General features: G+C 50.4%; 14 protein-coding genes and 1 tRNA gene. 7 read left to right on the top strand and 8 right to left on the bottom strand.

Annotation, left to right across the window (positions count from 1 at the left end):
- The first annotated feature begins 2 nt into the window (after nt 1-2).
- From BQ2633_RS08870 to BQ2633_RS08850, 5 genes are all read left to right on the top strand, one after another.
- The gene (locus tag BQ2633_RS08870) at nt 3-851 is read left to right on the top strand and encodes an aldo/keto reductase (protein ID WP_075567345.1); all 849 of its coding nucleotides are present in this window, start codon (nt 3-5) and stop codon (nt 849-851) included.
- Between the two features lie 194 nt (nt 852-1,045).
- Nucleotides 1,046-1,882 carry an alpha/beta hydrolase-fold protein gene (locus BQ2633_RS08865; RefSeq protein WP_075566552.1) on the top strand — a complete coding sequence of 279 codons (837 nt, stop codon included), beginning with the start codon at nt 1,046-1,048 and terminating at the stop codon, nt 1,880-1,882.
- A gap of 137 nt (nt 1,883-2,019) precedes the next feature.
- Nucleotides 2,020-2,733, top strand: a complete 714-nt coding sequence (locus BQ2633_RS08860; protein WP_075566550.1) for a dihydrofolate reductase family protein — start codon at nt 2,020-2,022, stop codon at nt 2,731-2,733.
- 186 nt (nt 2,734-2,919) lie between these two features.
- Entirely contained in the window at nt 2,920-3,807 is an 888-nt protein-coding gene (locus BQ2633_RS08855) for an alpha/beta hydrolase (RefSeq protein ID WP_075566549.1), read from the top strand.
- Nucleotides 3,808-3,937: 130 nt separating this feature from the next.
- A complete protein-coding gene (locus BQ2633_RS08850; protein ID WP_075566547.1) occupies nt 3,938-4,747 on the top strand; it encodes an AraC family transcriptional regulator in 810 nt (269 codons plus the stop codon).
- Nucleotides 4,748-5,430: 683 nt separating this feature from the next.
- Here the strand turns inward: BQ2633_RS08850 and BQ2633_RS08845 are convergent.
- The 5 genes from BQ2633_RS08845 to BQ2633_RS08825 form a co-directional block, all read right to left on the bottom strand.
- Nucleotides 5,431-5,518: transfer RNA gene (locus BQ2633_RS08845), tRNA-Ser, on the bottom strand.
- A 534-nt stretch (nt 5,519-6,052) separates the two neighbouring features.
- Nucleotides 6,053-7,726 (bottom strand): RagB/SusD family nutrient uptake outer membrane protein, encoded by a 1,674-nt coding sequence (locus BQ2633_RS08840; RefSeq protein ID WP_075566545.1) that lies wholly within the window; start codon nt 7,724-7,726, stop codon nt 6,053-6,055.
- A gap of 323 nt (nt 7,727-8,049) precedes the next feature.
- Nucleotides 8,050-11,442 carry a SusC/RagA family TonB-linked outer membrane protein gene (locus BQ2633_RS08835; protein WP_075566544.1) on the bottom strand — a complete coding sequence of 1,131 codons (3,393 nt, stop codon included), beginning with the start codon at nt 11,440-11,442 and terminating at the stop codon, nt 8,050-8,052.
- Between the two features lie 864 nt (nt 11,443-12,306).
- Complete coding sequence (locus tag BQ2633_RS08830; RefSeq protein WP_075566543.1) at nt 12,307-14,361, bottom strand: glycoside hydrolase family 20 protein; 2,055 nt, start codon at nt 14,359-14,361, stop codon at nt 12,307-12,309.
- 248 nt (nt 14,362-14,609) lie between these two features.
- Nucleotides 14,610-14,828, bottom strand: a complete 219-nt coding sequence (locus tag BQ2633_RS08825; protein ID WP_141700178.1) for a hypothetical protein — start codon at nt 14,826-14,828, stop codon at nt 14,610-14,612.
- Nucleotides 14,829-14,995: 167 nt separating this feature from the next.
- Here BQ2633_RS08825 and BQ2633_RS08820 point away from each other — a divergent pair, with 167 nt between their 5' ends.
- Both BQ2633_RS08820 and BQ2633_RS08815 read left to right on the top strand, forming a co-directional pair.
- On the top strand, nt 14,996-19,204 hold the full coding sequence (locus tag BQ2633_RS08820) for an RNA-binding domain-containing protein (RefSeq protein WP_075566541.1): 4,209 nt from the start codon (nt 14,996-14,998) through the stop codon (nt 19,202-19,204).
- A gap of 307 nt (nt 19,205-19,511) precedes the next feature.
- Nucleotides 19,512-20,102, top strand: a complete 591-nt coding sequence (locus tag BQ2633_RS08815; RefSeq protein WP_075566539.1) for a CvpA family protein — start codon at nt 19,512-19,514, stop codon at nt 20,100-20,102.
- 242 nt (nt 20,103-20,344) lie between these two features.
- Here the strand turns inward: BQ2633_RS08815 and BQ2633_RS08810 are convergent, their stop codons facing one another.
- The 3 genes from BQ2633_RS08810 to BQ2633_RS08800 all read right to left on the bottom strand — a co-directional run bounded on the left by BQ2633_RS08810 (nt 20,345) and on the right by BQ2633_RS08800 (nt 24,621).
- The gene (locus tag BQ2633_RS08810) at nt 20,345-21,535 is read right to left on the bottom strand and encodes a DUF4876 domain-containing protein (protein ID WP_075566538.1); all 1,191 of its coding nucleotides are present in this window, start codon (nt 21,533-21,535) and stop codon (nt 20,345-20,347) included.
- Nucleotides 21,536-21,748: 213 nt separating this feature from the next.
- Complete coding sequence (locus BQ2633_RS08805; protein WP_075566537.1) at nt 21,749-23,152, bottom strand: hypothetical protein; 1,404 nt, start codon at nt 23,150-23,152, stop codon at nt 21,749-21,751.
- Nucleotides 23,152-24,621, bottom strand: a complete 1,470-nt coding sequence (locus BQ2633_RS08800) for a hypothetical protein (protein ID WP_075566535.1) — start codon at nt 24,619-24,621, stop codon at nt 23,152-23,154. The genes BQ2633_RS08805 and BQ2633_RS08800 overlap by 1 nt, the downstream gene beginning before the upstream one ends.
- Nucleotides 24,622-24,674 lie beyond the last annotated feature (53 nt).

Below are 24,674 nucleotides of genomic sequence, written 5' to 3'. Positions count from 1 at the left end.
ATATGGATACAATCAAACTGAACAATGGAGTGGAAATGCCGCAGCTGGGCTACGGCGTGTTTCAAATATCGCCTGTAGAGGCTGAGCGTTGTGTGGCCGATGCGTTGAGCGTGGGGTACAGAATGATCGACACGGCTCAGGCCTATCAAAACGAGGAAGGCGTGGGCACTGCCATCAGGAAGAGCGGCATCAAGCGCGAGGACGTTTTCTTGGTAGATAAAATTTGGATGGGCAACTACGAGAACGACGCAGCGGCACGCAGCATCGACGAGAGTCTGCGTAAGCTCGGCACCGACTACATCGACCTGATGCTGCTCCACCAGCCTTTCGGCGACCGCTACAACGCCTATCGCGCGCTGGAAGACGCCTTGAAAGCGGGCAAGGTGAGAGCTATCGGTGTGAGCAATTTCTATCCCGATCATCTCATTGACCTCAGCCACTTTGTGGATGTCGTTCCAGCAGTAAACCAGGTGGAAACACATGTATTCTTCCAGCAGACAGAGGCTCGCAAGTATATGGACGAGCTGGGCGTAGCACACATGTCGTGGGGACCATTGGCTGAAGGTAAGAATGGATTCTTCACCAATGAGACCTTGGCTGCTATCGGAGCTGCTCACGGCAAGACCGGACCACAGGTGGCCCTGCGCTATCTGTTGCAGCGTGGCATAATCATCATACCGAAATCCACACACAAGGAGCGCATGGCGCAAAACCTACAACTCTTCGACTTCACTCTAACCGACAAGGAAATGAATGAAATCTTAAAGTTGGACACCGGCCAGCCTATCATCATGCCGAGCCATCACGACCCTGAAATCACCAAGTTGTTCATGGGGTTCGCTCCACGGTAAACATGGATTATATCTGAAAAGGGAACGAGAAGCCGACTTTTGTATAAAGCTGGCTTCTTGCTTTCTATCTAGCTTTGCAGTAGGAAACCAACAAGCAATGAAAAATGAAAAAATCAATGTCAACATGTCTACTGTTTGCTACATCGGTACTTTGCTGTGCAGCTTGTTCAGAAAATTTCCATGCACCTGAAAATATGATCAGTGATAATCCGACAAAGACCGTTGTACAGACAACCACACCCGTGCCCGCGGATTGTTTTCAACCTGCCGCCGACCAGGGAACGGTAGAACTGCTACAATATGAGTCGAAGGACTATACCCAAGCTGACCGACCTGCGACGCATAAGCCCGCCTACATCTATCTGCCATACGGCTATGACGCCTCAAAGAAGTACGACATCATCTATCTGCTACACGGCTGGACGGGAACTGCCGAACAATACTTCGGCCAGGAGAACTTGCCTCAGATGAAGAACCTCTTCGACAACATGATAGCCCGAGGACTCACAAAGCCATTCATTGCCGTATCGCCCACTTGGGACAAGGACAACCGTGCCAAAGACTGGGGAGAGAGCACGCGTGAGGCTGCCGTATTCTCCAGCGAATATATAAACGACCTCATACCTGCTGTGGAAAGCCGCTATAGCACTTACGCGGAGAGTACTGACAAGGCGGGCATTATCGCGTCACGTGCCCATCGCGCCATAGGCGGCTTCTCGCTCGGTGCCATTACCACGTGGTATATCTTCGAACAAGCCTTTCCCTACAGCCGCTGGTACCTGCCTATGAGCGGAGACAACTGGCACATAGAAATGTTTGGCGGGGCAAGCATGCCAGAAGAGACAGTGGCTTTCTTGGCCGACATGGTGAAGGCATCGCACTATAAGAACGATTTCTACGTGTGGTATGCCTCACGGTTTCGGACTAGGACAGAGAACAGCAGCAGAGGGATGGCTGAACGATGCTGTAAGATTTTGGCAAAAGCAAGCTGGTATAACAGACATACGGTAAAATATAGAGTACCAAACTAAGGGAGACACCATATACGGCATTGATGATATGCGTCGCGATAACCTGCAAAAGGGTATCAATGTAATGAAAGGCAAAAAGATGACCAAGAGATAACGAACAGAAATAAAACTGTAAAATAAAAACTGTAAGATAGAAAATGAAACCACAGATAATTTGCCATATCATGACACCCATATACGGCAAAGTCGACAACAGCCGCTGGATCGCGCCAGATAAAGAATGCGACGCCAGTGAGAGGATGGCGCAATATCATGCTATCGGGCAGCGGTTAGGAACAGATGCGTGGATTTTAGGAACCAATACCGTGAAACAGTTCTTCCCAGAAAGATTCGACGCATGTGCCTGCCACAAGGTTTTTCCAGACCAACTGCACACGTTTGTAGGTGACTGTAGCAGCCGGCGGCAGATGATAGCCCTCGTGCCCGACGGCGATATACGTTTTACAGCAAATCAGCTTCGTGGCGACAATATCATCGCCGTTGTTGGAGAGAATGTCAGCGCTGATTACCTAGAGTTCCTGGAGGATATGCAGATAAGTTATGTCTTCGCGGGATTAGACGGAATGGATTTTGGAAAAGCCATGGAAAGCCTCTGCAATGAGTTTGGCCTATGGCACATATCACTGCAAGGCGATGGCTTCATCAACGGAAGTTTTTTCCAAGCCGGACTTGTTAGTGAGCTGAGCGTTGTGGTCAGTCCGCAGCTCGACGGCTGTCAGGGAGCACCGTCCATCATAGAATATCGGGGTGAAGAAACCGATTGGCCGCAAGGACTGACGCTCCGCCTGCTCGATGTGGAACGGCTCGGCGCAGACTGCGTGTGGCTGCACTATCAGGTGCGGCAATCGTAACCTCCGATATTTTGTGCTTCACAACCGACTTTTTTGTAAGGTTTTTCTCTCAAACTATCTGTATCTTTGCAAGCACAATTTTAAAAGCGAATGAAAACAAGAAGAATTTTATTGACCGGATTGCTATCGATGACCACAGCAACAATGATAGCACAAGCAATAAATACTAACAAAACAAACAATAATATGACAGAAGAAGTACAAGTAATCAAAGCACCCGTAGAGAATGTAGACCGTACTCCCGTTGTGTTCAAACAGCAGGAAAATGGTTTTATATTGGCAGGTATTCTCTATCATCCTCGTACATGGAAGCAAGGCGAGAAACTCAAGGCCATCATCGTGGACGGTCCGATGTACAGTGTGAAGGAACAGACGCAGAGCATCTATGCACAGCTTTTGGCCGAGGCAGGATATGCCACGCTGGTGTTCGACCATAGCTATATCGGTGCCAGTGAGGGACATCCGCGTGGCTACGAAGATCCCGAGATAAAAGGAGCTGATTTACGGTCAGCTGTCAGTTTTTTGCAAACACTCGACAACATAGATAAAGACCACATCGGTGCTGTGGGTATCTGCGGATCGGGCGTATATGTTCCCAACGGACTACGCAACGACAATCGCGTGAAAGCCATCGCCAGCATTGCGCCATTCATCATGATGACTGACATTAAAACCAATACTGATGAGAATCTGATGAAAATGAAAGCTGATTATGAAAAGGGAGGTGAAGTGCAGCGACTCGATCTGATAAAGGGCAGCGAGGGAGAGGCCTACTATCGCAACCCCGACCGAGGAGCAGCCGTTCAGGCATGTCCTACACCAGTTTGGAGTCAGCTGGCATGGCACAAGTTCCATCCCACTGAGACGGTGCGCGAACTGAAAGTGCCCTATCTCGTCATAGCGGGGGAAAAAGCCTTTACCACTGAGGGAGCAAAGGAAATGTTTGATAATGCCCCCAATCCCAAATATTTCCACCTTACCTTAGGTGCCACGCACTTTGAAATGTACGACATGGAGAAATATGTGAAAGAGAATGTAAACGAACTTTTGACTTTCTTCGGGAAGCATCTTTGATAGATCTTCCTAACCGACATCAGCAAAACGAAATATCAAACTGAAGCATTATGGCAACATTTTTAGCCATAATGCTTTTTGATACAAGAAAAAAGGTTATCTTTGCGGTGATTGATTAAAAAAACATCTTATGCCGTTCAACAAAGCTAACCTCATTGTCGAACACGGACTCAAAGGTTTCGGTACGACCGCACATGCAGATTATGTGGCGCACATTATCTGCATGCGCGGTCGGTTTGATTTTACTTTTGACGGACATCCGTTTCAGTTGAAAGTGGGCGAAGCTATGATAGTAGGGCTTCAACATTTGCTGGAGAATATGCAACCTTCGGCCGACCTGGAGGTCATGTGTATCTACACGACACCTGAGTTTTTGGAGTTGTGTACCCCACGCAACAACTATGGCATCAAAGGCTCCTTGGCTCTCTTTTCCTGCCCAGTGATAGAAATGGACAAAGAGCAGTTTGAACGGATCCGGCAAGACTTCATACAGATAGAACAGAGGCTGGCAAACGACCAAAGTCTGTTCCACGAAGATATACTGATATGTGCCACACAGATGATGTTTCTTGATTTTTTTGATGCCCATGCCTTCCACAACGGCTTATCAAATGTCTCGTTTCAAGACACCAACATCATCACGCGCTTCATGCAGATGCTTGAACATGGAGATTATGTGAAGCATCGCGAGGTGGGTTATTATGCTGATAAGCTCTGCATCACCCCCAAGTATCTCTCCGAGCTCTGCAAGAGCGTGAGTGGAAAAACCGCCAACTATTGGATATCCCGCTTTACAACCATTCATATCCGTCGTCTGCTGCAAGAGAGAAAAATGACATTTACTCAGATTTCCGATTTTTTTGATTTCTCCTCACCTGCCTATTTCAGCCGATTTGTGCAGAAGCATTTGGGAACATCTCCAACCAATTTCCGAGAGTAGTCCTTTGTTTTCCGAACTTTGTGATAAATGCTTATTGACACACTTTCTGTTAGGATATTTGTGTTTTATCATCTCTTATCAAACAACTGATAGGGGCGATTTTCAGCAAAAAGTGCAAACTTACAATCTCCTTACATGAATACAGAATGAAATGCTATCTCAAAATGATTATCTTTCGCAAAAAACTTGAGAACATAGGCTAGTAAATTATCTACTTTTTGATTAAGTGAGCAAGAGCCGGATCCGCTTTGATGCGTTCCGTTTCCAATTCCACGAGCGAGAGAATTTCTTGTTTGATTGATTTATAGTTGGCTTCGATAGTCTCTTTGAGATTATTGCTGTCCGGTAAACTTTCTTGTGCCGTTTGCAAGTTTACCGGACAGCAATAATTACTAATACATTGAAAGAAATTGCGTTACTTCCTTTATTTCATATTTCTTTCTCTTTTCATTTTGCCCTTCTTTTTGCCTTCACTGCTACACTTTTTCTGTAGCATTATTTTGTGTAGCAGTTTATGTAGCAGAATTTGACCGAATGATGCCTATCAAAACCTAGGGTTTAGCCGTCACTGTGTAGGCTTATATACAAAGAAAAATCGTTGTAAGACTTATGCTTACAACGATTTACGCTAATTTTGAAGGCTATTCTGACTACCTTTTTGAAGTCATCTTGAAGCCACTTTGCGGAGAGAGGGGGATTCGAACCCCCGAAACGCTTTTGACGTTTACACGCTTTCCAGGCGTGCCTCTTCAACCACTCGAGCACCTCTCCAATCCTGGTTGATCAATGGGACATAGCAAAGGGCTAAACCCAAGGGCTAACGGACGATTTCCGAAATGCGATGCAAAGATACACCTTTTTATCCATATACACAAGACACGAAGCGGCTTTTTTAATCCTAGCACCCAGACTATAATCTACATGGTGAAACTGACAACTAGACAATATTACATGGTGAATCTGACACCTAGACTATAATACATGGTGAAACTGACAACTAGACAATATTACATGGTGAATCTGACACCTAGACTATAATCTACATGGTGAATCTGACAACTAGACTATATTACATGCTGAATCTGACAGCAAAAGTATTATCCATATACACAACCCTTGTTTTCCCTGGTCTCTACTCTACCCTTCCTCTCCTCGAGTAGCAGAAGAATTGAAGATCCTAGTACCGAAAATCTACACGCCATGTCGCAGCTGAAATCCTCAAAGGAGGAACAAAAACAAAAATCTCCCCAAGTGAGGACTTGGGGAGATAGATGCTCCATCCAGGATGGATGATCCGAGAAGAGATTATTTTACGGGGCGATAACGACCTGATGGGTCGGGGTTGTTGTAGTTGTAGACAGGAGTGTTGTACACACCTTCAAACTTTGGCAACACGAAGTTCATCCAAGCAGGGCGACCATTGGTGTTGTAACGTACGGGTTGGGGGACATTAGTACCGTCATAAGCACGCGTCACCGACATGTTCAAACGCTTGATGTCGAAGAAAGAGCGACCTTCACCCCAAAGTTCGATGCGCTTTTGGAGCACCACTTCTTGCACCACCTCGTCGCTGTTGCTGAGTGTGCAGTTGTAGTTGGCGTCGCGATAAGTCTTCATGAAGGTGTTGAGCAAAGCAGCTCCCTTGGCACCATCAGTGTGTGCTGCAGCTTCCGCTTCGATGAGATACATTTCTTCCACACGCATCAAGGGATAGCTACAAACAGAGCCGATGGTGTGAGTAGAGATGTTGCCTTGTCCAGGACGGAACTTGACCGTAGTGTAAGGATCCAGTTCTGCCCCGATGGCAGCATCAATGAAAGTAGTTTTGCCTTCGAGCGCATGTCCCTTAGGAGCTTTGAAGGAGAGCTTACGGAAGTCGGTGTCGGCAATCTTGTCGTAGAGTGAGCGGTCTATGCGTACAAAGACTCCAGCGCCACCAGCATATCCGTATTGAGTTTCAGACGACATCCAGCCCGTCCAGTTGGAGAGATTGTAACGATCGCCAAGAGTTTCCTTATTGGCAGTAGCCGAGAGCATCCAACTACCGTTATTGGGAGAGTTGAAACCAGTGATAGGATCATTCCATTGTGCAGCAGTGAGGGGTGAACCGTTATGGGCTTCGATAGCCTTGCGTGCATATTCAGCAGCCTTTTCATACTGACCATCCCAGAGGTAGAGGCGAGCCTTGATACCATAGACCACATCGAGGTGAGGCACATCTTTGGTGTTGGCATCGAGGTGGCTGATGTTGGCTTCTGCCTTGTCGAGGTCAGAAAGGATGAAGTCAAACATTTGCTTGTGGGTAGCACGGGGGTTTTTGTATGCCTCTTGTTGGCTCACAGCATCAGTGACAATGGGCACGGTGAGGTTGGTCACCACATTGCCTTGTGCATTGCGTCCATCGGGGAAAAACTCGTTGGGGAGGAATTCAAACATCGAAGCGAGTTCGAGATAAGAGAGTCCGCGGAAAGCATAAGCAGCACTCAAGAGTCCCTTTTCGCCATCGCTGAGGTTGGCTTCGTTTGCCACATAACCTTTGATGCTGGTGTTGGCAGCGAGGATCACATCATAGTAAGCCATATAGACAAAGTCACCACGAGTGTAGTCTTGTCCCAGGGCCAGGTTTTGTGAGTAGGCGCGGAAGTGGTCGTACCTCAAAAAAGGTTTGGTCATGTCGCCCGTCATCACGTCGCGAATGTGCATCAAGCTGCCCCATCCAAACTCCCAGTGGTCGCCGGTGGGCTGAACGATGCTAGAAGGAATTGCCCAGAACGCACCTTCTTTCGCCTTGGAGCTTTCGTTGAGTTGTTCTTGGGTGTACATGCCAGAAGGGAAGGTGTCTTCCATGCAGGCAGTGAAGAGGGAGAGTGAAGCCACACCAGCGAGCGCGAGAGCTGGCACTTGGTGGCGCACATTGCGAAGCGTTGCACGCACGGCAGCCGTGCTTTGCTTCAAAAGGTGGAGATATGGAGATTTCATTGTGGAAATGCTTTATTATAAGTTAGACGTTAGACGCTAGACGTTAGACGTTAGAGCCATGCGGCAAGGGTCTATTATCTAGAATTTAGACGTTAGATGCTAGACGTTAGACGTTAGACGTTAGAATTTAGACGTTAGAGCCTTGCGGCAAGGGTCTAGTATCTGGTGTTTTTAATCTATGACTTTAAACATCAAACGCTGTGTCTCAGACATCTTATATTAAACATCAAACTAGAATTGTAGAACATATAACGTCTAATATCTAATGTCTAATGTCTAACGTCTAATGTCTAACATCTAACGTCTAATATGTCTAATTGATACTAGAACGTAAGTGTAAGACCACCAGAGATGGTGCGTACGGGAGAGTATTGCACTTGCTTAGAGCTAGACACCGACTGACGTGGGTCGAGACCCTTACGTGCTGACCAGTAGTAAACATTGTCTGCAGAAACGTAGAGACGGAGATTTTTCACTTGTCCCTTGGTATAACGATACAAGAACTCCTTAGGCACAGTGTAACCGAAGTTCACGTTGTTCAAGTTCAAGAACGAAGCACTCACATAGTAAGTATCAACATCAGCTGAGCTATTGGTGCTCAAAGCCGTTCCAGCCTGCAAGCGAGGATATTTCGCATGGCGATTGGTAGGTGTCCAAGACTGGGTCAGCGCGTCTTTGTGCACTGCCGATCCACCGAATTCTCCAGAGAGACCATCCATCAAGTTAGCATAGTCCTTGTCGAGGATATAGCCACCGAGTTGGAAGCTGAAGTCGAGACCGAGGTCAAAACCAGCATAAGCAAGGCGAGTGTTGAAACCACCATAGAGATCGGGGTGAGGATTCTTGCCGAGGAAGTAGCTAGCTTCAGAAGCTACCGTAGTCTTGGTGAGACGGTCCATAGCCACGGGCACTTCTTCTGTCTTGCCGTTGGCATCGGTTACCTTCTTTTTGAGGATTTCATACACAGGTTCTCCCCAGCGGTCTACCTGTTGCACCTCATTGCCGTTGGCATCGGTTACCTTCTTAGGCTTAGAGAGGTCGTAGCGAGGTGCCCAAGCGTAGTAAGTCATCTCACCGGTCTTTTCGTCTACACCGGCAGAGCGATACAAGAAGCGTGTCCACATGGGCAATCCTTCGCCGTAGAAGTAGTCGCCGCTCTCATATCCTTTGTGACCTTCATATTCTTTGAGCTTCTTTTGGTCGGGGATAGAGGTGATTTGGTTCTTATAGTGGGTGAAGTTGACACCAACGCTCCAAGTGAACTTGCTGTTGCGCACGAGGTCAGCATTGAGTTCCACTTCCACACCGCGGTTGCTCATGTTGCCGATGTTGGTATAATAGCTGGTGAAGCCATAAGAGCGTGGCAAGCTGTAGCTAGAGAGCATGTCGTGAGTGCTGCGGTTGAACACTTCCACCTGACCGCTCAAGCGACCCTTGAAGAAAGAGAATTCAACACCCACGTTGAAGTTACCGTTTTTCTCCCAAGAAATGTTCTCATTACCCAACAGGCGTGGCACAAGTGCCAAGCTACCGTTGCTGTTCTTGAAGGTATAAGTCGTGGTGTAGAGGTAATCGCTGATACCATCATTACCTTGTTCACCATAAGACGCCTTGAGCTTGAGTTCGTCCACCCACTTCGCCTTGAAGAAGGCTTCCTTAGAGAGGATCCACGCACCAGAGAGGCTCCAGAAGTTGCCCCAGCGGTGATTGGGATGGAAGCGAGAAGAAGCATCGCGACGGAACGAAGCTGAAGCAAAGTAGCGTTCGAAGAGGCTATAGTTGGCACGTGCAAACCATCCTTCGGTGTTGTAGAGACCAGCTTTTGAAGAGGGCGTACCATTTTCAAGACCACCACCGAGTTCGTGGTTCTTGTTGTCCACAAGGTTATTACGCGAGCCCGACAAAGCGTAACTATTAAAACGATAGTATTCGTGACCCACGAGGGCTTCCACGTTGTGCACGCCACCAAAGGTGCGAGAGTAGTTGAGGAGCTGTTGGAAGTTGTGACGTACATTGAGGTCGCTACCTACAGCCACTTGACCCTTGCTAGACTCTGCGCTCTGACCGTAGTAGGGATTGGCTAGGCTTTCGCCACGAGCAGCGATGACATAGAGGGTGTTGTTGGTGACAAATTTGAAGCCCTTGCCGAGTTCTACATCAGCACCTACATTGGCGTGGAGGGTGTGCACTTGCTCACCGCTATAGTTGAGTGCGTTGTCCGAGAGGGGATTTGAGTAGCTCAAGAAAGGACGGTTCATGGGGAGATAGCCCTTCTTACCATAGTCGTAGCGGGTGAAGCCCATGTTGTCCACCATGATGTTGCCCTTGCCATCGCGGAGATAAGCAGGATAGATGGGAGCAATGCCATTGACCAAAGCGAAGACAGAACCAGAGCTATGAGAGTCGCCTTCACCACCCACATCGTGCGTTCTAGAATTGGTATAACTGATGTTGGTGTTGAAGTTGAGCCAATCCTTGGCAGCCCAGTCGGCTTTCAAGCGAGCAGTTAAGCGCTTGAAGTCGGTGTTTTGGAGGATACCCTTGTTGTCCAGGTAACCCATTGAGAAATAGATGTTGCTATTGTCGTTGCCCTTTGCCACATTGAGGCTATACTCTTGGCGCAAAGAGGGACTGTAAGCCAAGTCATACCAGTCGTCGGGCAGGAGGGTGTAGTCAGTGGCATTGCCAGAAGCATCCTTACCTTTCACCACGCTACCGAGTTTGGCAGCAGGGTTGAGCTTGCCATTCTCGAGGATGAGATTTTGACCCTCGGGCAAGGTGTAGACCATGTAGCCCAAACGTTCATTTAGGTTTTCATTGGCAAACTTGTAAGCATCCGCTTCGTTGCCGAGCTTGTAGCCGCCAGCCGGGTTGAGGTTTTCATATAGGCTCTCGTTGCGGAGGGCTTGGTGATAAGCCTCGTAGTAGCCAGCCACGTCGCGCACGGTTTCGTAGCGTTGTTGTGCCACTTGGTTCACGCCCCACTTGCTATCGAAGGTCACACGTGCACCGTGATTACTGCGTGTGCGCTTGGTGGTGATGATGATCACACCGTTGGCACCACGAGCACCATAGAGGGCAGCCGAAGCCGCATCCTTGAGCACAGAGAAGCTCTCGATGTCTTGTTGGTTGATCGATGCCAAATCGCCACCATAGGGCGCACCGTCCACGATGATGAGCGGAGCGTTGCCCGCGTTGATGGAGGAGATACCACGGATGCGGATGGTGGGAGTGCCACCATCAGGACGACCAGAGTTGCTATAGATTTGCACACCAGCCACACGACCCTTCAAGCCTTCCACGGGGTTAGCCACTTGGAGCTTGTTGATGTCTTCTGCCTTGATGGTTGCAGCCGAACCGGTGAAGCTGGACTTCTTGGCAGTACCATAAGCCACCACCATCACCTCATCGAGGTTAGCATTGTCCCACTCCATGGTCACGTTCATCGTGCTGGACACAGTGGTTTTAATACTCTTCATGCCGATGAAGCTGATGGTGACAGATCGAGTACCAGCAGGCAACTTGGTAAGGGTGAAATTACCGTTCTTGTCGGTCACGGCAACTACACGTTCGCCCACTTTCACAGCGGCGCGTGCCACAGGCTGCCCATCGGGGTCAGACACGTGACCGATCATTTGTCCTGTCGCAGTGTTTTGAGCGACAGCACCGCCGGCCATGAGCAGACTGAGACTGAGGAGTGCTAACTTCTTGTTCATGTTTGTTCGGTTTATCTATTATACTTATCTTATTGTCGAGAATTGTTGCGCCTGCGCTGTCTTTGCAGCTGATGGCGGCGCTTACGATGTCGGGGAAAGAGCGATGCGGTTGGTTCTGCATAGCGGCTCGAGGTGCGAAGGGGGACATTGCGCTATGCCAGCCCTGTCTTGGCACCACCCTGCCTTTTTGTTCTATCGTAGATGCGCAGTTAATCTATGGAGGACGCTCACTCACTGCCCTTTTTCGCTTCAGGAGAGGGAGGAGTCATCGTGTTCTGCCGAAACTGTCACAATATAATATGAGTGGTCTATCGCATCGAGGGAAATCATTCACCCATCGTAGGAAATCGTTTCCGAATGGTGGGAGTGTGGAAAATGGAGCTTCTATCTTCCGAAAGTCGTTTTGCGACGTATAAAATAGAAATTCGTAACATATTCCGACACCGTTCCCTATCAAATTGACAACTTCAGGAGGGTCATATTTGCAAATGTAGAAAATGTAATGGAGAATTCCAACACTTCAGCTAAAAAAAATAGCATCTTGACCACAACTATCGTCTTTTTAACTTAAAAAACGGCATTTTGTTGCTCTAGACATTACAAAATGGGGGGTATTCCCGCAACACTCCGTGACACTTAGTTCACCTTTTGCACCATTTCTCCCATCTCTAGCTTACCTTTTCAAGGTTTCCGTGCCATTTTTCCAACTTTTATCCACTCCTTTACAGTTTATTCAAACAAAAAATGAGTGTTTTAGGACACTATATGATGAAAAAAAAGGACAAACCTCCCGTGCCCTTTGCAAAATCGCTCTGCAACACGTGGGTTTGTCCATAAATTCGTCACACAACGGCAGTCGTTGCGTCACTCCACACAAATCTCATCGGTGAAGATCCAGCCACCTTGCGCGCCAGCCTTCGCCTGATAACGGATGAAACGCGTCTTGCGCTCTCCGCGCCACTCCAGCGTCTGCACCTTAAAATCCGTAGCAAGGTCCACCACATTGTGCTGCTGGTCGAGCTGTTCGAAGTGCACCCCATCGTCCGACACCTGAATCACCACCTCGGCAGGCGCGTAAATCTCGGCACTGACCGACTGGAAGAACGCCGCTTTGATGAGTCTCAACGGAGTCACTGCTCCCAAATCAATGGTCACGTCCAGGCGGTCTGCCCCGATGAAGCCTTGCCATGCCCCATCTTGGAAATCCCATCCGCCACTCTTGCCATCTACCAAAGCGCCATCGCCCGAAGCAGGATAGTTGGCTGCGTAGGGCGCATGATACACTACCCTCTTGCCCACTGCCAAATGCGCCATCGGGGCTTTCTTCTCGGCACGCTCGCCCACCTCCTTGCGCAGGTCGAAGGGATGATAACCCCGACTCACGAGCACATCTTGCAGGTGCAAAGCTCTGCGGTGGAAGTCGGCATAGTCGGTCTTGGCGCGGCTCCAGCCATTTTCGGCTATTGCCAGCAGACGCGGATAGAGCATGTATTCGCACTGCGCCATGGTGGGCACTTGTTCTGTCCACAGATTGCCCTGCAAACCTAAGATATGACGGGCGATGCTGTCGGGCAACTGCCCTGCTGGAGCGTAGTCATAGCACTGCTCCAGCGACATATAACTGCCGAAAGCCTTGGGCTGCGAAGGGGGATAGTCTTGATAGCGATCCAAATAACAATAGCGACCAGGGGTCATGATGACATCGTGCCCCGCTTTCGCAGCAGCGATGCCCCCTTCTTCGCCGCGCCACGACATCACCACGGCATTGGGCGGCAACTGCCCCTCCAAGATTTCATCCCATCCTAGCAAGGTTCTGCCCTGGCTGTGGAGAAAACGCGCCATGCGCTGCGTGAGATAAGCCTGCAGTTCTGCCACTGAGTTCAAGCCCTCCGCCTGCATGCGCTGCTGACAGCGCGGACAGGTGCTCCACGCTTGGCGCGAGGCTTCGTCGCCTCCGATGTGAATGTAGCGCGAGGGAAACACCTGCATCACCTCGCGCAACACGTTTTCGAGAAAAACAAAGGTCTGCTCATTGCCCACACACAAGTCGCTGTTCCGCTCCTGCGCCTGCGCACACTGCAGTTCGGGATAGGCATACAGCACCTCGGCACTGTGTCCGGGCATCTCGATTTCGGGCACCACCGTGATATGACGTGCCGCCGCATAAGCCACGATTTCTCGCAAATCCTGCTGCGTGTAGTAGCCCCCCGAAGCCCCCTTGTCGTCTTTGTGCGCATAGCGTTGTCCTTGTTCGCGCCATTCAGCCCAGTTTGCCCCCACACGCCAAGCCGTCTTTTCGGTCAGTGCAGGATATTGCTTGATTTCCATGCGCCATCCAGCATCATCGGTGAGATGCAAATGCAGACGATTCATCTTGAGATAAGCCATCGCGTCCAACTGCTTTAAGATAAACTCCTTGGTCCAAAAATGGCGCGAGCAGTCGAGCATGAGTCCTCGGTAGGGATATTGGGGAGCGTCCTTTATTTCACAGCACGCCACACTGCCCTGCGCTTCGAGTTGGCGCAAGGTTTGGAGGGCATAAAACACGCCCGTCATCGTGGTGGCTTCGATGTGGATGGCGCGAGGCGTGATGCGCAACTGATAGCCCTCCTCGCTCTTAGTCTGATTGGGCTTCGTCAGCTGGATGCGCAACACGCGCTTTGCCCCTTTGTCGAAGGTCAAGGCAGAAAATGCCGCTGTCCACTGCTGGCACAACCACTGGCGGTCTTTCCCCTTCACGTTGATCACCAGTCGCAAGGGTCCACTCATCTTCATTGCTCCACGGGTCTTCACATAGGAAATGGGGGCTGGTATCAATTCTAGCGTATCGGCAGTGGCACATTCACGCTCAGCGGCAAACGCAGTGCAAAGAGAGCAACAAAAGGCTAAAAACAGGAAGAAAATGTGTTTCATGGACATAAAAGAATGGATGCTTAGGGGGGATAAATCGGTGGAAATCCTCTTCGTTGGCTTCGTTGCGCGCGTCTTCGTTCGGTGGTTGTCGTCCCACAACTTTAGCACAGAGAAGCCTGATGCAAAGATACATCTTTTTGTTTCAAGACCAAGGAGAGAGAGAGGATTTTGAAGCCACTGTTTTATTTCATGCCCCAGAGTTTTGTCTTTCTCTTTCTTTAGATTTCGCCCCAGCTCTACCAACCTCGCAGGCGTCACTGCACGAAAAAGATAAGTCCATCGTTTTTCGGAAAATCTCCAACGTTTGCCGAAAAATCTCCAACGAAATTTTGAAAAAGTCCATCGTTTTCCGCAAAAACTCCGACGAAATTTTGAAAAAGTCCATCGTTTTCCGAAAAAACTCCGACGAAATTTTGAAAATCTCCAACGTTTTTGCCCCACTTGCGCAGCGATTTTTCTCCTTTCGCTGCCACAGCTCAAAATAAATCATTAAATTCGCCATGGGTACACGCACATGCGCTCACGCGAAAGCCCAATATCGGGCTGTCCTCCGCCAACGTGGCACCCTCCGTGCGCTGTTTGTAAGCAGACAGACACATTTTACACTTCTTTTTTATTCACCCTCCATGCTTTAATCCCCATGATAAAACCCAACGAATTTTACGATTTACCCGTTTGTGGCATTAGTGACGAAACCGACGGCAGTTATTTCATCGTGCAAGACGAAGGAAGAGAATACAAAGTTAAGATGTTTTTCTTCCAACGCAACGACCTCGAACAGCGACAACGCAAGGTGCTGCCCTGTCTGGTGCGAGAAGGGAAAGATGGAGCTTTGTATTTGGTGCAAAACCTTGCGAAGATTTTAAGTGATTTCTACGAACCGAATCAGACTTATCCCTTCGTGGTGATCGGGACTGCGCAGTGCGATGGCAACTCTGGACTGAGATATAAAGCGCAAGACCACCTGAAAGTGCCCATCACCGTCATCTGCCCGCCCAACTCCGAACCGCTGCGCCCACGACAACAAATCGATGTGCGCGTGAAGAAAGTCAACGAAAACAGACTGCTCTTTCTCCACGACGACCTGCCCACCACGCAGAGCAATGCCACCCTCTCCACACTGCTCCAACTGGGGGATGCCACTCCGGCACAACAGCAATATCTCGAACGCGTGATGCTCACGCATCCAGCATGGGGAGCTACGCGCAAACTGCTCCGCAAGAAGTCGCCACTCTGGCCCGTGAAAGCGCTGCTGGCAGTGCCCTATGCCAACCAATGGATCATCTCGCCCTTGGCACGCGAACGACGCCTGAAGGCGAAACACGGGGTGGAACTCCTCAAACTCTATCGCCGCATCGCCCTCCACGTGCTCGAAGAGGCGGAATGGCTCAAGGCTTTCAGCCCCACAGAAAGCGAACGCATACGCGATGAGATTGCCACCAAAGTGGAAGTGGCAGAACTCCAAATTGAGGCGCTCCAACTCCTCGACGACCACCAAGCAGAAGACACCATCAAGGGGGTGATGTATAAGCTCGACAAGACGGGATATGTCTACGACTTGCAGCACAAACTCGGCTTGATGATGACGATTTTCTCCCTGCGCAAAGATTTGCTTGAAGGACACATCGACTCGCTCCTCGACTTCATCGCGCGCAAGGGACACTCTTGGAAAAATCGCAACCTCCCCACTGCCTTTGCTCACTTCCTCGAAGGATATATGCGCGCCAACGCTGGACGCGCCAACAGATTCTTGGACTGCAGTTCTAAGGAGTCGCGACTCGTGCTCGAACGCATGGTGCAAGCCATCTGCTACTTCCTTGCCTTCGATGGCGGACAGACGGAACAGAAAGGCGAATTTCAAGCCATGCTCTACTATTATCTCTCGCTCGTGGCGCCTCAACGCACCATCACCGACGAGGACTCTTCGCGACACATGGCACGCCTGCTCATGGACCGCGCCTTCTGGAACCTCATCAAACCAGAACCCTTCCAGAGTGCACTGGTGTGGAGCCAAGATTTCCGACAGTTTGACATTCTAGCGCACCGCATGCTCGAGGCACAACCTGCCGTGGCTACCCTGATTCCCCACTCCTATGAGTCGGAATTGGTGCGCCTGTCGCTCTCACGCGAAGGACTGCAACTGGTGCCCACGCTCACTGCCGAACCGGTGCGCAACGTGCTGCCCGAAGGCCTGATGGACTGGCACGGACTTCAACTCATGCTCGAAGAACCTTCACGCTACCGCATTGCCGCTGGGGCTTCGCTCTCTGAATGGACGACGTGGTGGAGCGATGTGGAACGCGCCCTCTTCTCGCCTCATCAAGAGGTGGTGGTGGCACCTACTCCCGTGGTGCGCAAGACCATTCCCGATGTGGGCACGACGGTGAAAGTGCGCGTGCAACGCCGTCACCCCTACGAACAGACGCGATTTTACTGCATCATCGAAGACGAAAGCTACCGCGGCGAAGGATGGATCGACACTTATGTCAAAGGACAAGACACGGGAATGTTTTTCTACAATCCTTTCTTCACCCTCGACTCGTTCAACTTTGAGGGACGTCCGCTCCTCTTCGAGGTGAAGGTGATGGGGTGGGCGAACCCCGAAGCGGAAGACGACCGCTTGCTCTTCAACGCGCAACCGCTCATCTTGGAAAAAATGCACGAATGGGTGCAGGACTTCATGGAGGAAGATCGCCTCACCAACTGCCATCTCTATGGCTACGCTGGACAACTCTACCGTGGAGTCACCGAGGAGGGATATGTGGTGCTGGTCAATGTGCCCGACGACTTGGAATGCGTGCCGGGCGATGATGTGCAAGTGCGCCTGACCCATGTGGACAACGTGCGCTCTCTCCGTGCCGAAGCGGTGGACTTCTCCGCAGTGCCGGTGAACATGAAGGAGGTGGCTGAAAACTTCCTCGTGGACTATGCCAATGGCGAGGTGTATGAGGAGGATGCAACTGAAGTTGCTAACTCTGCTGAAGCCAGTGACTGCGACAATGCGGCACTGGACGAGGAAGAAGTGGTGATGTGGAACAACAACGATATACACCTCTTGCTCCAAATCCTCGACCATCAAGCGATGCTGGAGGAGGATCACGCCAAAGCCTATGCCTTCCTCTCGGTGGCACACATCATGGCGCGAATGCTCGAGCACAAAGAGTCGATGCAATATTTCGACACGCGCCGTCAGTTTCTCCGACAAATTGAACACTATGGCGTGAACCGCCAAATCAATCTCGAGGAGGTGGAACGCATCGTGCGCAATGCCGACACCATCATCGACCGCTATCCGCTCTTGCGCGAACAACTCACCGAGATGCGACTGCTCAGTGCCACAGGCGACGAAAAACAAAACGACTTCTTGTGGCAGACGATGAAGGATTATCCTGCTTCACACAGACTCGTGCAACTGGCGCGTCTCATTCTCTCTTTCAACCTCACTTCGGGATTCCCCCTCGAAGGACAACAGGAGGAGATTCGCCAACAAATCAAACAGTTGCTCCACATCGAAGTGGATTTGCCACAAAGCTACACCTTCGGATGCGAAGGACAGCGACTGGAATTTAAGACGAGCACGGTCTACCCGCCCGACAACGATATGCGCCCCAACCTGGAGGAACAGACGCACAACCTCATGAAGGTGGTGTGCGGTATGCTCAATGCGCAAGGCGGTACGCTGCTCTTGGGCGTGAACGATGCGGGGGTGGCTTGCGGTCTGTCGGAAGATTTGCTCTATTTCAAGGGCGACCTCGACCGCTTGAAACGCCACGTGCGCGACAGCATCTTCCGCAAATTTGGCGTGGCCATCAACGACCGCGTGCGCGACGAACAACTGCCGGCTGGCAAACACGTGGTGCTGGCATTTCACATCCCTGCAAGTGACGAACCGGTGGCGCTCGACAATTCGTATTTCGTGCGACAAGGCTCTAGTTCGCGCTACATTGCTTCGGCAGAAATGGTGCGCAAACTCATGGCGGCTCGCGATGAGAAGGGCACAGCGGCGGACTGGAATGCCTCGGCTTCTGGTCTCGAGGAGGGAACTAAGGCTGCGACGCTCTCTGCCAATGCGAATGCGGTGGGCTCTGCTGCGACAGCGGTTCACAAGGATGCGGATGCGCCTGCAAATGGCACGGACCTTGCAACTGCGACTACCCACCCCGATGCTCAAAGTGACCTCTCGCCGGCTTCTTCCTCCGACACTGCGGCACAAAATGCGGACGACTCGGCACAACAGCTCGATGCACTCACCCTGCTGAAACAGACGCACACTTCGCTCATCCGCTCTAATGTGGTGAACAGCTGGGATGAGAACTATGGCATCGACACGGTGGCTTATCTCCGATTCTACGACCAGGGCGAATGGTGCGTGATGGACCAAGAGAACTGGGACGAAGGTTGGCTCACACTTGCTGTGCACGACCGCGAAGAGAAGGGTTCGCTCCTCATGGTCTACGAAGACGGGGTGGTGAACCGCGTGCCGATGGAACTCTGTCTGGACAAGATTCGCAACAAGCACTTCAAACGCTACAACGAACGTACGCCGCTCTTCTTCTGCCCTGTGGCGCCTGGCGATGCACTGCTCATGGCTTATCGCGATGACCACGGCAACCGCTTCTTCCGCCTCGACGACATCGACCGCATACCCGAAGGAAAGATGCTCTCGGCAGGCAACAAATTGGTGCGCCCTGACTTCGAACAGGTGGTGCTTTGCGAGGTGATCCCTGCTGGTCAATTCGGTGGTCTGGAGAAATTCTACAACCTCAAAGATACGACTCTCGGACATTCCCTCGATGTGCACTACGAAAAGGAACGCAACATCCTCTCTAAGCTGGGAATTAGATATTAGACGTTAGAGATTAGACGTTAGATATTAGATATTAGACGCTAGACGTTAGACGCTAGAGCCATGCGGCAATAGGTGACTAACGACTTCTGAACTCTAAATTCTAAATTCTAAAAAGGATTTGCCACCCTCTAACGTCTAACGTCTAAAATCTAACGTCTAAACATCTAAACTCTAAAAAAAGTCTGCGACCCTCTAACGTCTAACGTCTAAAATCTAACGTCTAACGTCTAAACTCTAACGTCTAATATGCTCGAGCCACGCTTGTCGTGGCGAGCGAAAAAGGGTCTGCGACCCTCTAACGTCTAATATGCTTGATTTATTTATCCTCGTTATCATAGGCTGGAGCCTATATAATGGTTGGCGTGCAGGACTTCTCCGCGAAGTCCTCTCCACCGCTGGTATTTTGGTAGGTCTTTTTGGCGCCTCCCTAGCCTACTCTGTCTTTGGCGAAACCCTCGCTGTCGCCACGGGAAGACAAGTAAACATGGTGACCAACATCGTCGCCTTCTTCCTCTTGTGGATCATCATCCCCCTCGCACTGGGCTTCGCTGCCACACTCCTCACCAAGGTGTTGCGCACACTCCAACTGGGCAGCATCAACGCTGCCGCAGGAGCAGGACTTTCGCTCATCAAATATGTGATTCTCCTCTCGTGTCTCCTCACTGCCATGCACAGTCTGGGCATTCTCAACGAAGAGCGTGTGGAGAAATCCGTGCTCTATCGCCCTGTGAGCGGTGTCCTCTCGTGGGCGGTCGATGCCGTCTTCAACAAGGACGAAGATGCCCACAAGGTGACGCACCGCAATGGCAGTAGTGCTCACGACGATGCCGCAAATAGTGACGACTCCGACCAGTCCGACACGGTGTGGGTGCAGCGCGATGGCAGCATCAAACGATGAGCGCAATTCCCAACAAAACTGCCCTTATCTACAGAAGGGAATTTCCATCTCTCTGACGGAATAACCCTCACACAAGGAAGGAACAACTATATCTCTGCGGTTTCCCTCAGTTGCAATGAGGAGAACCGAGAATACCAACACAAGAAAGCCCCTGAGTCTCGAGAAGAAACTCAGGGGCTTATTGGATATCATAAGCAAGAGGTTTGTATTACCTCAAATCGGTCATTAGACCGTTGTAGTGATTACTTTGCGGGCTTATCAGTTGCCACAGGCTTGCGAGAAAGTGTGGCAGGCTTCACTTCAAAGTCGAGGGTCGTGTTGTCAGTGTCGACAAATCCCTTACCGTCAAACTTACGTTGGAGAGAGAGACCCATCACCTTGAGGATATTTTCATTGTTGTAAGTAGAGAAGTTTTCTTCAGCTACACCGAGGAAGCCTTTGTCCAACTTAGAAGGACGCATTTGGAAACGCTTACGAGGACAAATGGTCATGCAGTCGATGACTTTACCGAAAGGAATTTCAACTGCCACGAAGTCAGCAAAGTCGGTGTTGGTGACGTTGATGTAGTGAATGGGGTTTTCCACCTTGGCTTTTTTGTCAGCTTCGGGATTGCGCTTTGCAAATTGGGCAAAGGTGGCAGGCGACCAAGGCAAACGCACGAGTGCTAGACCCACAGCTTCAGAAACAGTTGCCATGGCGCGACTGGGCGTGATGGGCGTCAAATCGGGCACATTGGGGTTGTTGTTCTTGTCGGTGCTGGGACTCCACTCAAAGTCAGCCTTAGAGAGGTCGAGGAATTGGTCGATGCCTTCATATTCCTTGAGGTTTTCGCCATTCTCTTCAAGATACTTCTCATAGTCCTTAGCATGGTCTACGGCATGATTGACAATCACAATGGTTTGACCGGGCTTCACAGGGAAGTCCTTGCCTTTGCCAGGGAAACACATAATGCTGTTTACACCATAATAGGAGTTGACAAAGTTGTCGCCAGGAGCAAATTCAAAGATGATGCGAGGGTCGATTTGGTTGGTCACAATCGCCAAGCTATCGAGGTAAAGCGTTTGCTTAGAAGGATTGTAGATGGTGATGTATTGGTCGTTATCCACACGAGAGTAGTAACGCTTTGCCGAAGATGCAGCACGAGTAGACGTTGTTTCTGCAGCGCTTGTAGAATCTTCAGAAGTAGAATCTGCGTCAGTGTCAGAATCTGTGTCATCGCCATAACCGCCGCCACCGGGGAAAGGCGTATAGCCTCCACCGTAGTCAGTGGACGGAGTGCGAACCATAGCGTGACCCGCGTAGAACACCTCTTTGATGATGAGGTGATCGGTGGTGGTTTCAGACGTTTGGACGTTGGTGAGTCCAGTTTCGCGTTGGCAACTGCCCAATCCGAAGGCGAGAAGCGCGAGGAGAGAATAGAAAATCTTTTTCATTGTGGTAATGATATGACTATAATATGTGTGGAGGAGAGCATCTCTTCGTCAAGATAAAAACACTTTCCAGAGATGCGATACTAGCGAATGACAGGGCGACATGCGCCTTGCCACATCGCGTTTGAGTCCTAAAGTGCGCCCTCAAAAGGCGAGGGCTTCACTTCGGCTCAGTGTTTTGTGGTGTGGTGGTGGGCTGTGTTTAGCCTTTACTGGTTAGAGGAACCAGTTGCCAAAGCCGGAACCACCACCGATGCCGTGCGTTTGCACGTTTTGTGCAGCTTCAAGGGCTTCTTCGGGTGTAAGACCAATCTCGCGTCCCATGAAATAGTAGAGCGGGTCGTTGGCATCTACGCCTGTGGGGTCGGTATCGAAGCTGCTGCAATAGATTTTGATGGGGATGTTGAAGCGCAACACTTCTTTCCATTCAGAGTCTTGTCCGTATTCTTTGGCTTCGTCGGGATTAGTGGCATCCGCGCAGATGCGTTGGCTGACAAATTGATAGGTGGAGTGGCGTTTCAGATATTCATCGCGAGGAATGAGTGCCTTTTTGCCCTTAGGACATTTCATGACACGGACAGAAAGATAGAACTTCGGCAAGAGATAGGTGGGACGCGTGTATAGCGCTGGTTGTCCCGTGACGAAATCTGGACGATTGGCAATGAGATAGGGCCATTGCACGTGGTGTTTGTCGGTTTCTCCGAGGTCGATGTCGAAATTGAAGTGTCCTTTCAAGCCCACGCGGTCTTGGTCGTAGGGAGCCACGGCATAGTCCATTGCCGACTTGTCGAGCGGTGGGAGCAAACGCTGGTTGAACAATTCGCGTGCACCATCGCCCATCACCCCGTGTGTCCAAGTGTCGCGATAGGTGTATTCAAAGAGTTTTGAAGACAATTCGGCGCGCTGCTTCCACGTGGTGGCATTGGCAAAGGCAGTAGCCTTGATGGGCGTGGGGTCCACGGTGCCTTTCTTCAAGGGGTCTTTGCTCTTAGGGTCGTAAGTCCATTTGCCACGGCAGTCCATCACGTCATAAGGATTGCCCTTGTCGTCTACATCGCTGACGGTGAAGAAAATCTGGTATTCGTCGGAATGATTGAGGATGTCATCATTCATGAGCTTGCCTTCTTTGTTGAAGAAGTAGAGGCAAAGTCCCCAGCGTTTGAGTTTTCCGCCAATGATGCGGATGTAGTCGGGTCCTTGTTTGCCGTCCACCGACTCCAGATAAGTGACCGTGGAGGAGCGTTGCACCTCAACGGTGGGCCATTGTGTGGTGTTGTTGCGAATGATGGCAAACTCTTCTTGTTTCCAAGGTGCGTTGCGATAGACAAAGTTGCCGTGCATCTTACCGTCACCGTGGGAGTGTCCTTCCTTGAACATCGCCAAACAAGTGGACCAGTTGTTGAAGGCTCCATTGGGATCGGGGTTCGCCATCGCATCGTTCGTCTTGATTTTGGTGAGACTATCGACATAATGGTCGGCACCAGAGCGAGCAATGGGCTTAGCTTCTAGAGGATTGTCATCATAGTTGACGTGGACGTTGCCAAAGACAAAGTCGTCGCACGAAGTGGTGAGACATCCGACTGCCAACAAACAGGCGGAAATGGTGGATAACTTAGTCATTAGAATAATACGGTGCTTTGTCTGAATCGATAGGAAGAGAAATAACTTTGTGGCTCTGAGAGCATGCGCCAGAGATTAGCCGCATTGGCATTGGGATAGAAGCGTTGGATGTCTTTGACACACTGTTCTTCTCCGTCGTCGGTGTCGGCAATGACGCGAATGGGCAACGGATAGTCGATGTCGAAGTTGTCCCAACCGGGTTGTATTTGGTTGAAATCCCACACGTACCCGATAGCAGAGTTGCTCACGTTGGTATATTTGGCAGGCTTGTCTTGAGAAGTCGCTCCAGCACCGGCTTGCTGTTGTCCACGGTTGAGGATGTTGCAGATGCGCGCTTGCAGAGAGAACTGCACGTCTTTGCGTTTGAAGCGCAAGATGCCTTTGAATCCGAGTCGGTCGAAGGGCTTACCGGCATCAAGGCTACGCTCTTGGCGCAACAAGCTCACGGTGTGGCTATAACGCTGACGGGGCAAGTTGGTGTCGGGGTCGATGAAGTCGTCATTGTAAGACTCCACAAAGAGTTTACCGATTTCTTCTTCCACAGGGTCGGTGTCGCGATATTCGTAACTGAAGAGTTCGGGGGTCAGCTCATTGAGTTTTGTGCCTTCCACAGTTTGGAAAAGGCGCATATTGCCTTCGGGTGTGCTGATGGTTTGCAAAGCCTCGGGGCGACCACTGTTTTCGATGGCGCGCCATGCCATGTCGGGATTGTAAGCCACGGAGTTATCGCCCATAACAAAACTAGTGGGCGCATAGATGTTGCTCGTGCTGTATTTGGTGGCAGGCAAGGGTTGTCCTCCCTTCTCGCGGAAGGTGTAGCGATCGATGAAATGCGGGGTTGCATCGAGGGTGCGAGGATAAGCCATTTGCAAACCTTTGGACACGATGGGGGCTTTACCAGCAGCGACAACGGCATTTTGGTCGAGGGTGCTGTGGCCAATGCCAAAGAAATGTTGGTGCATTTGGAGCGCACTACTGATTTCGTCGGGCACTTGATTGCCTTGTTTGTCGGTTTTATAGAAATAGCTGGAGAACTGGTGGTTGATGAGCAGTCCGTTTTGGTCGTAGTAGCGCAATTCCAAGCCATAGAGCACTTTGTCGGAAGCCACCACATCGAAGTGGTCGCGCGCAGTGGTGATGGTCATTTCGCCATTATCGTCTTTGGCGATGTCGATTTCCTGCATCACTGGGAGCGAAAGACTGTCGCCTGCCTCGTGGATGGTGCGATAAACATTGATTTCGTCTTCGCCATTAGGACCAACATTGAGGGTGCCACCAGGATAACCCATGCGCAAGATGGCGTGAACGGCATAGATTTGGTCGTGGCCCTTGACATCGCGTTCGATGGATGAGGCAGGAGCTTTGACGATTTTCTTGAAAAAGTCGTCAACTTGGTTGTCTGAACAACTAGCCAGAGCAGCGAGTGCCAGACATCCAGTGCCGATGTAAGATAATATTCTAGATTTCATTGTAAAGAATCATTGAAGAGAACGGGACATCGCGTGCCGAAGTCGGTAGACTC

It is taken from the genome of Ihuprevotella massiliensis (assembly GCA_900095835.1).
In the GTDB taxonomy this organism is placed as follows: Bacteria; Bacteroidota; Bacteroidia; order Bacteroidales; family Bacteroidaceae; genus Alloprevotella; species Alloprevotella massiliensis.
Note: the sequence above shows the minus strand (reverse complement) of the source record. Positions and strands in the feature narration are given on the sequence as shown.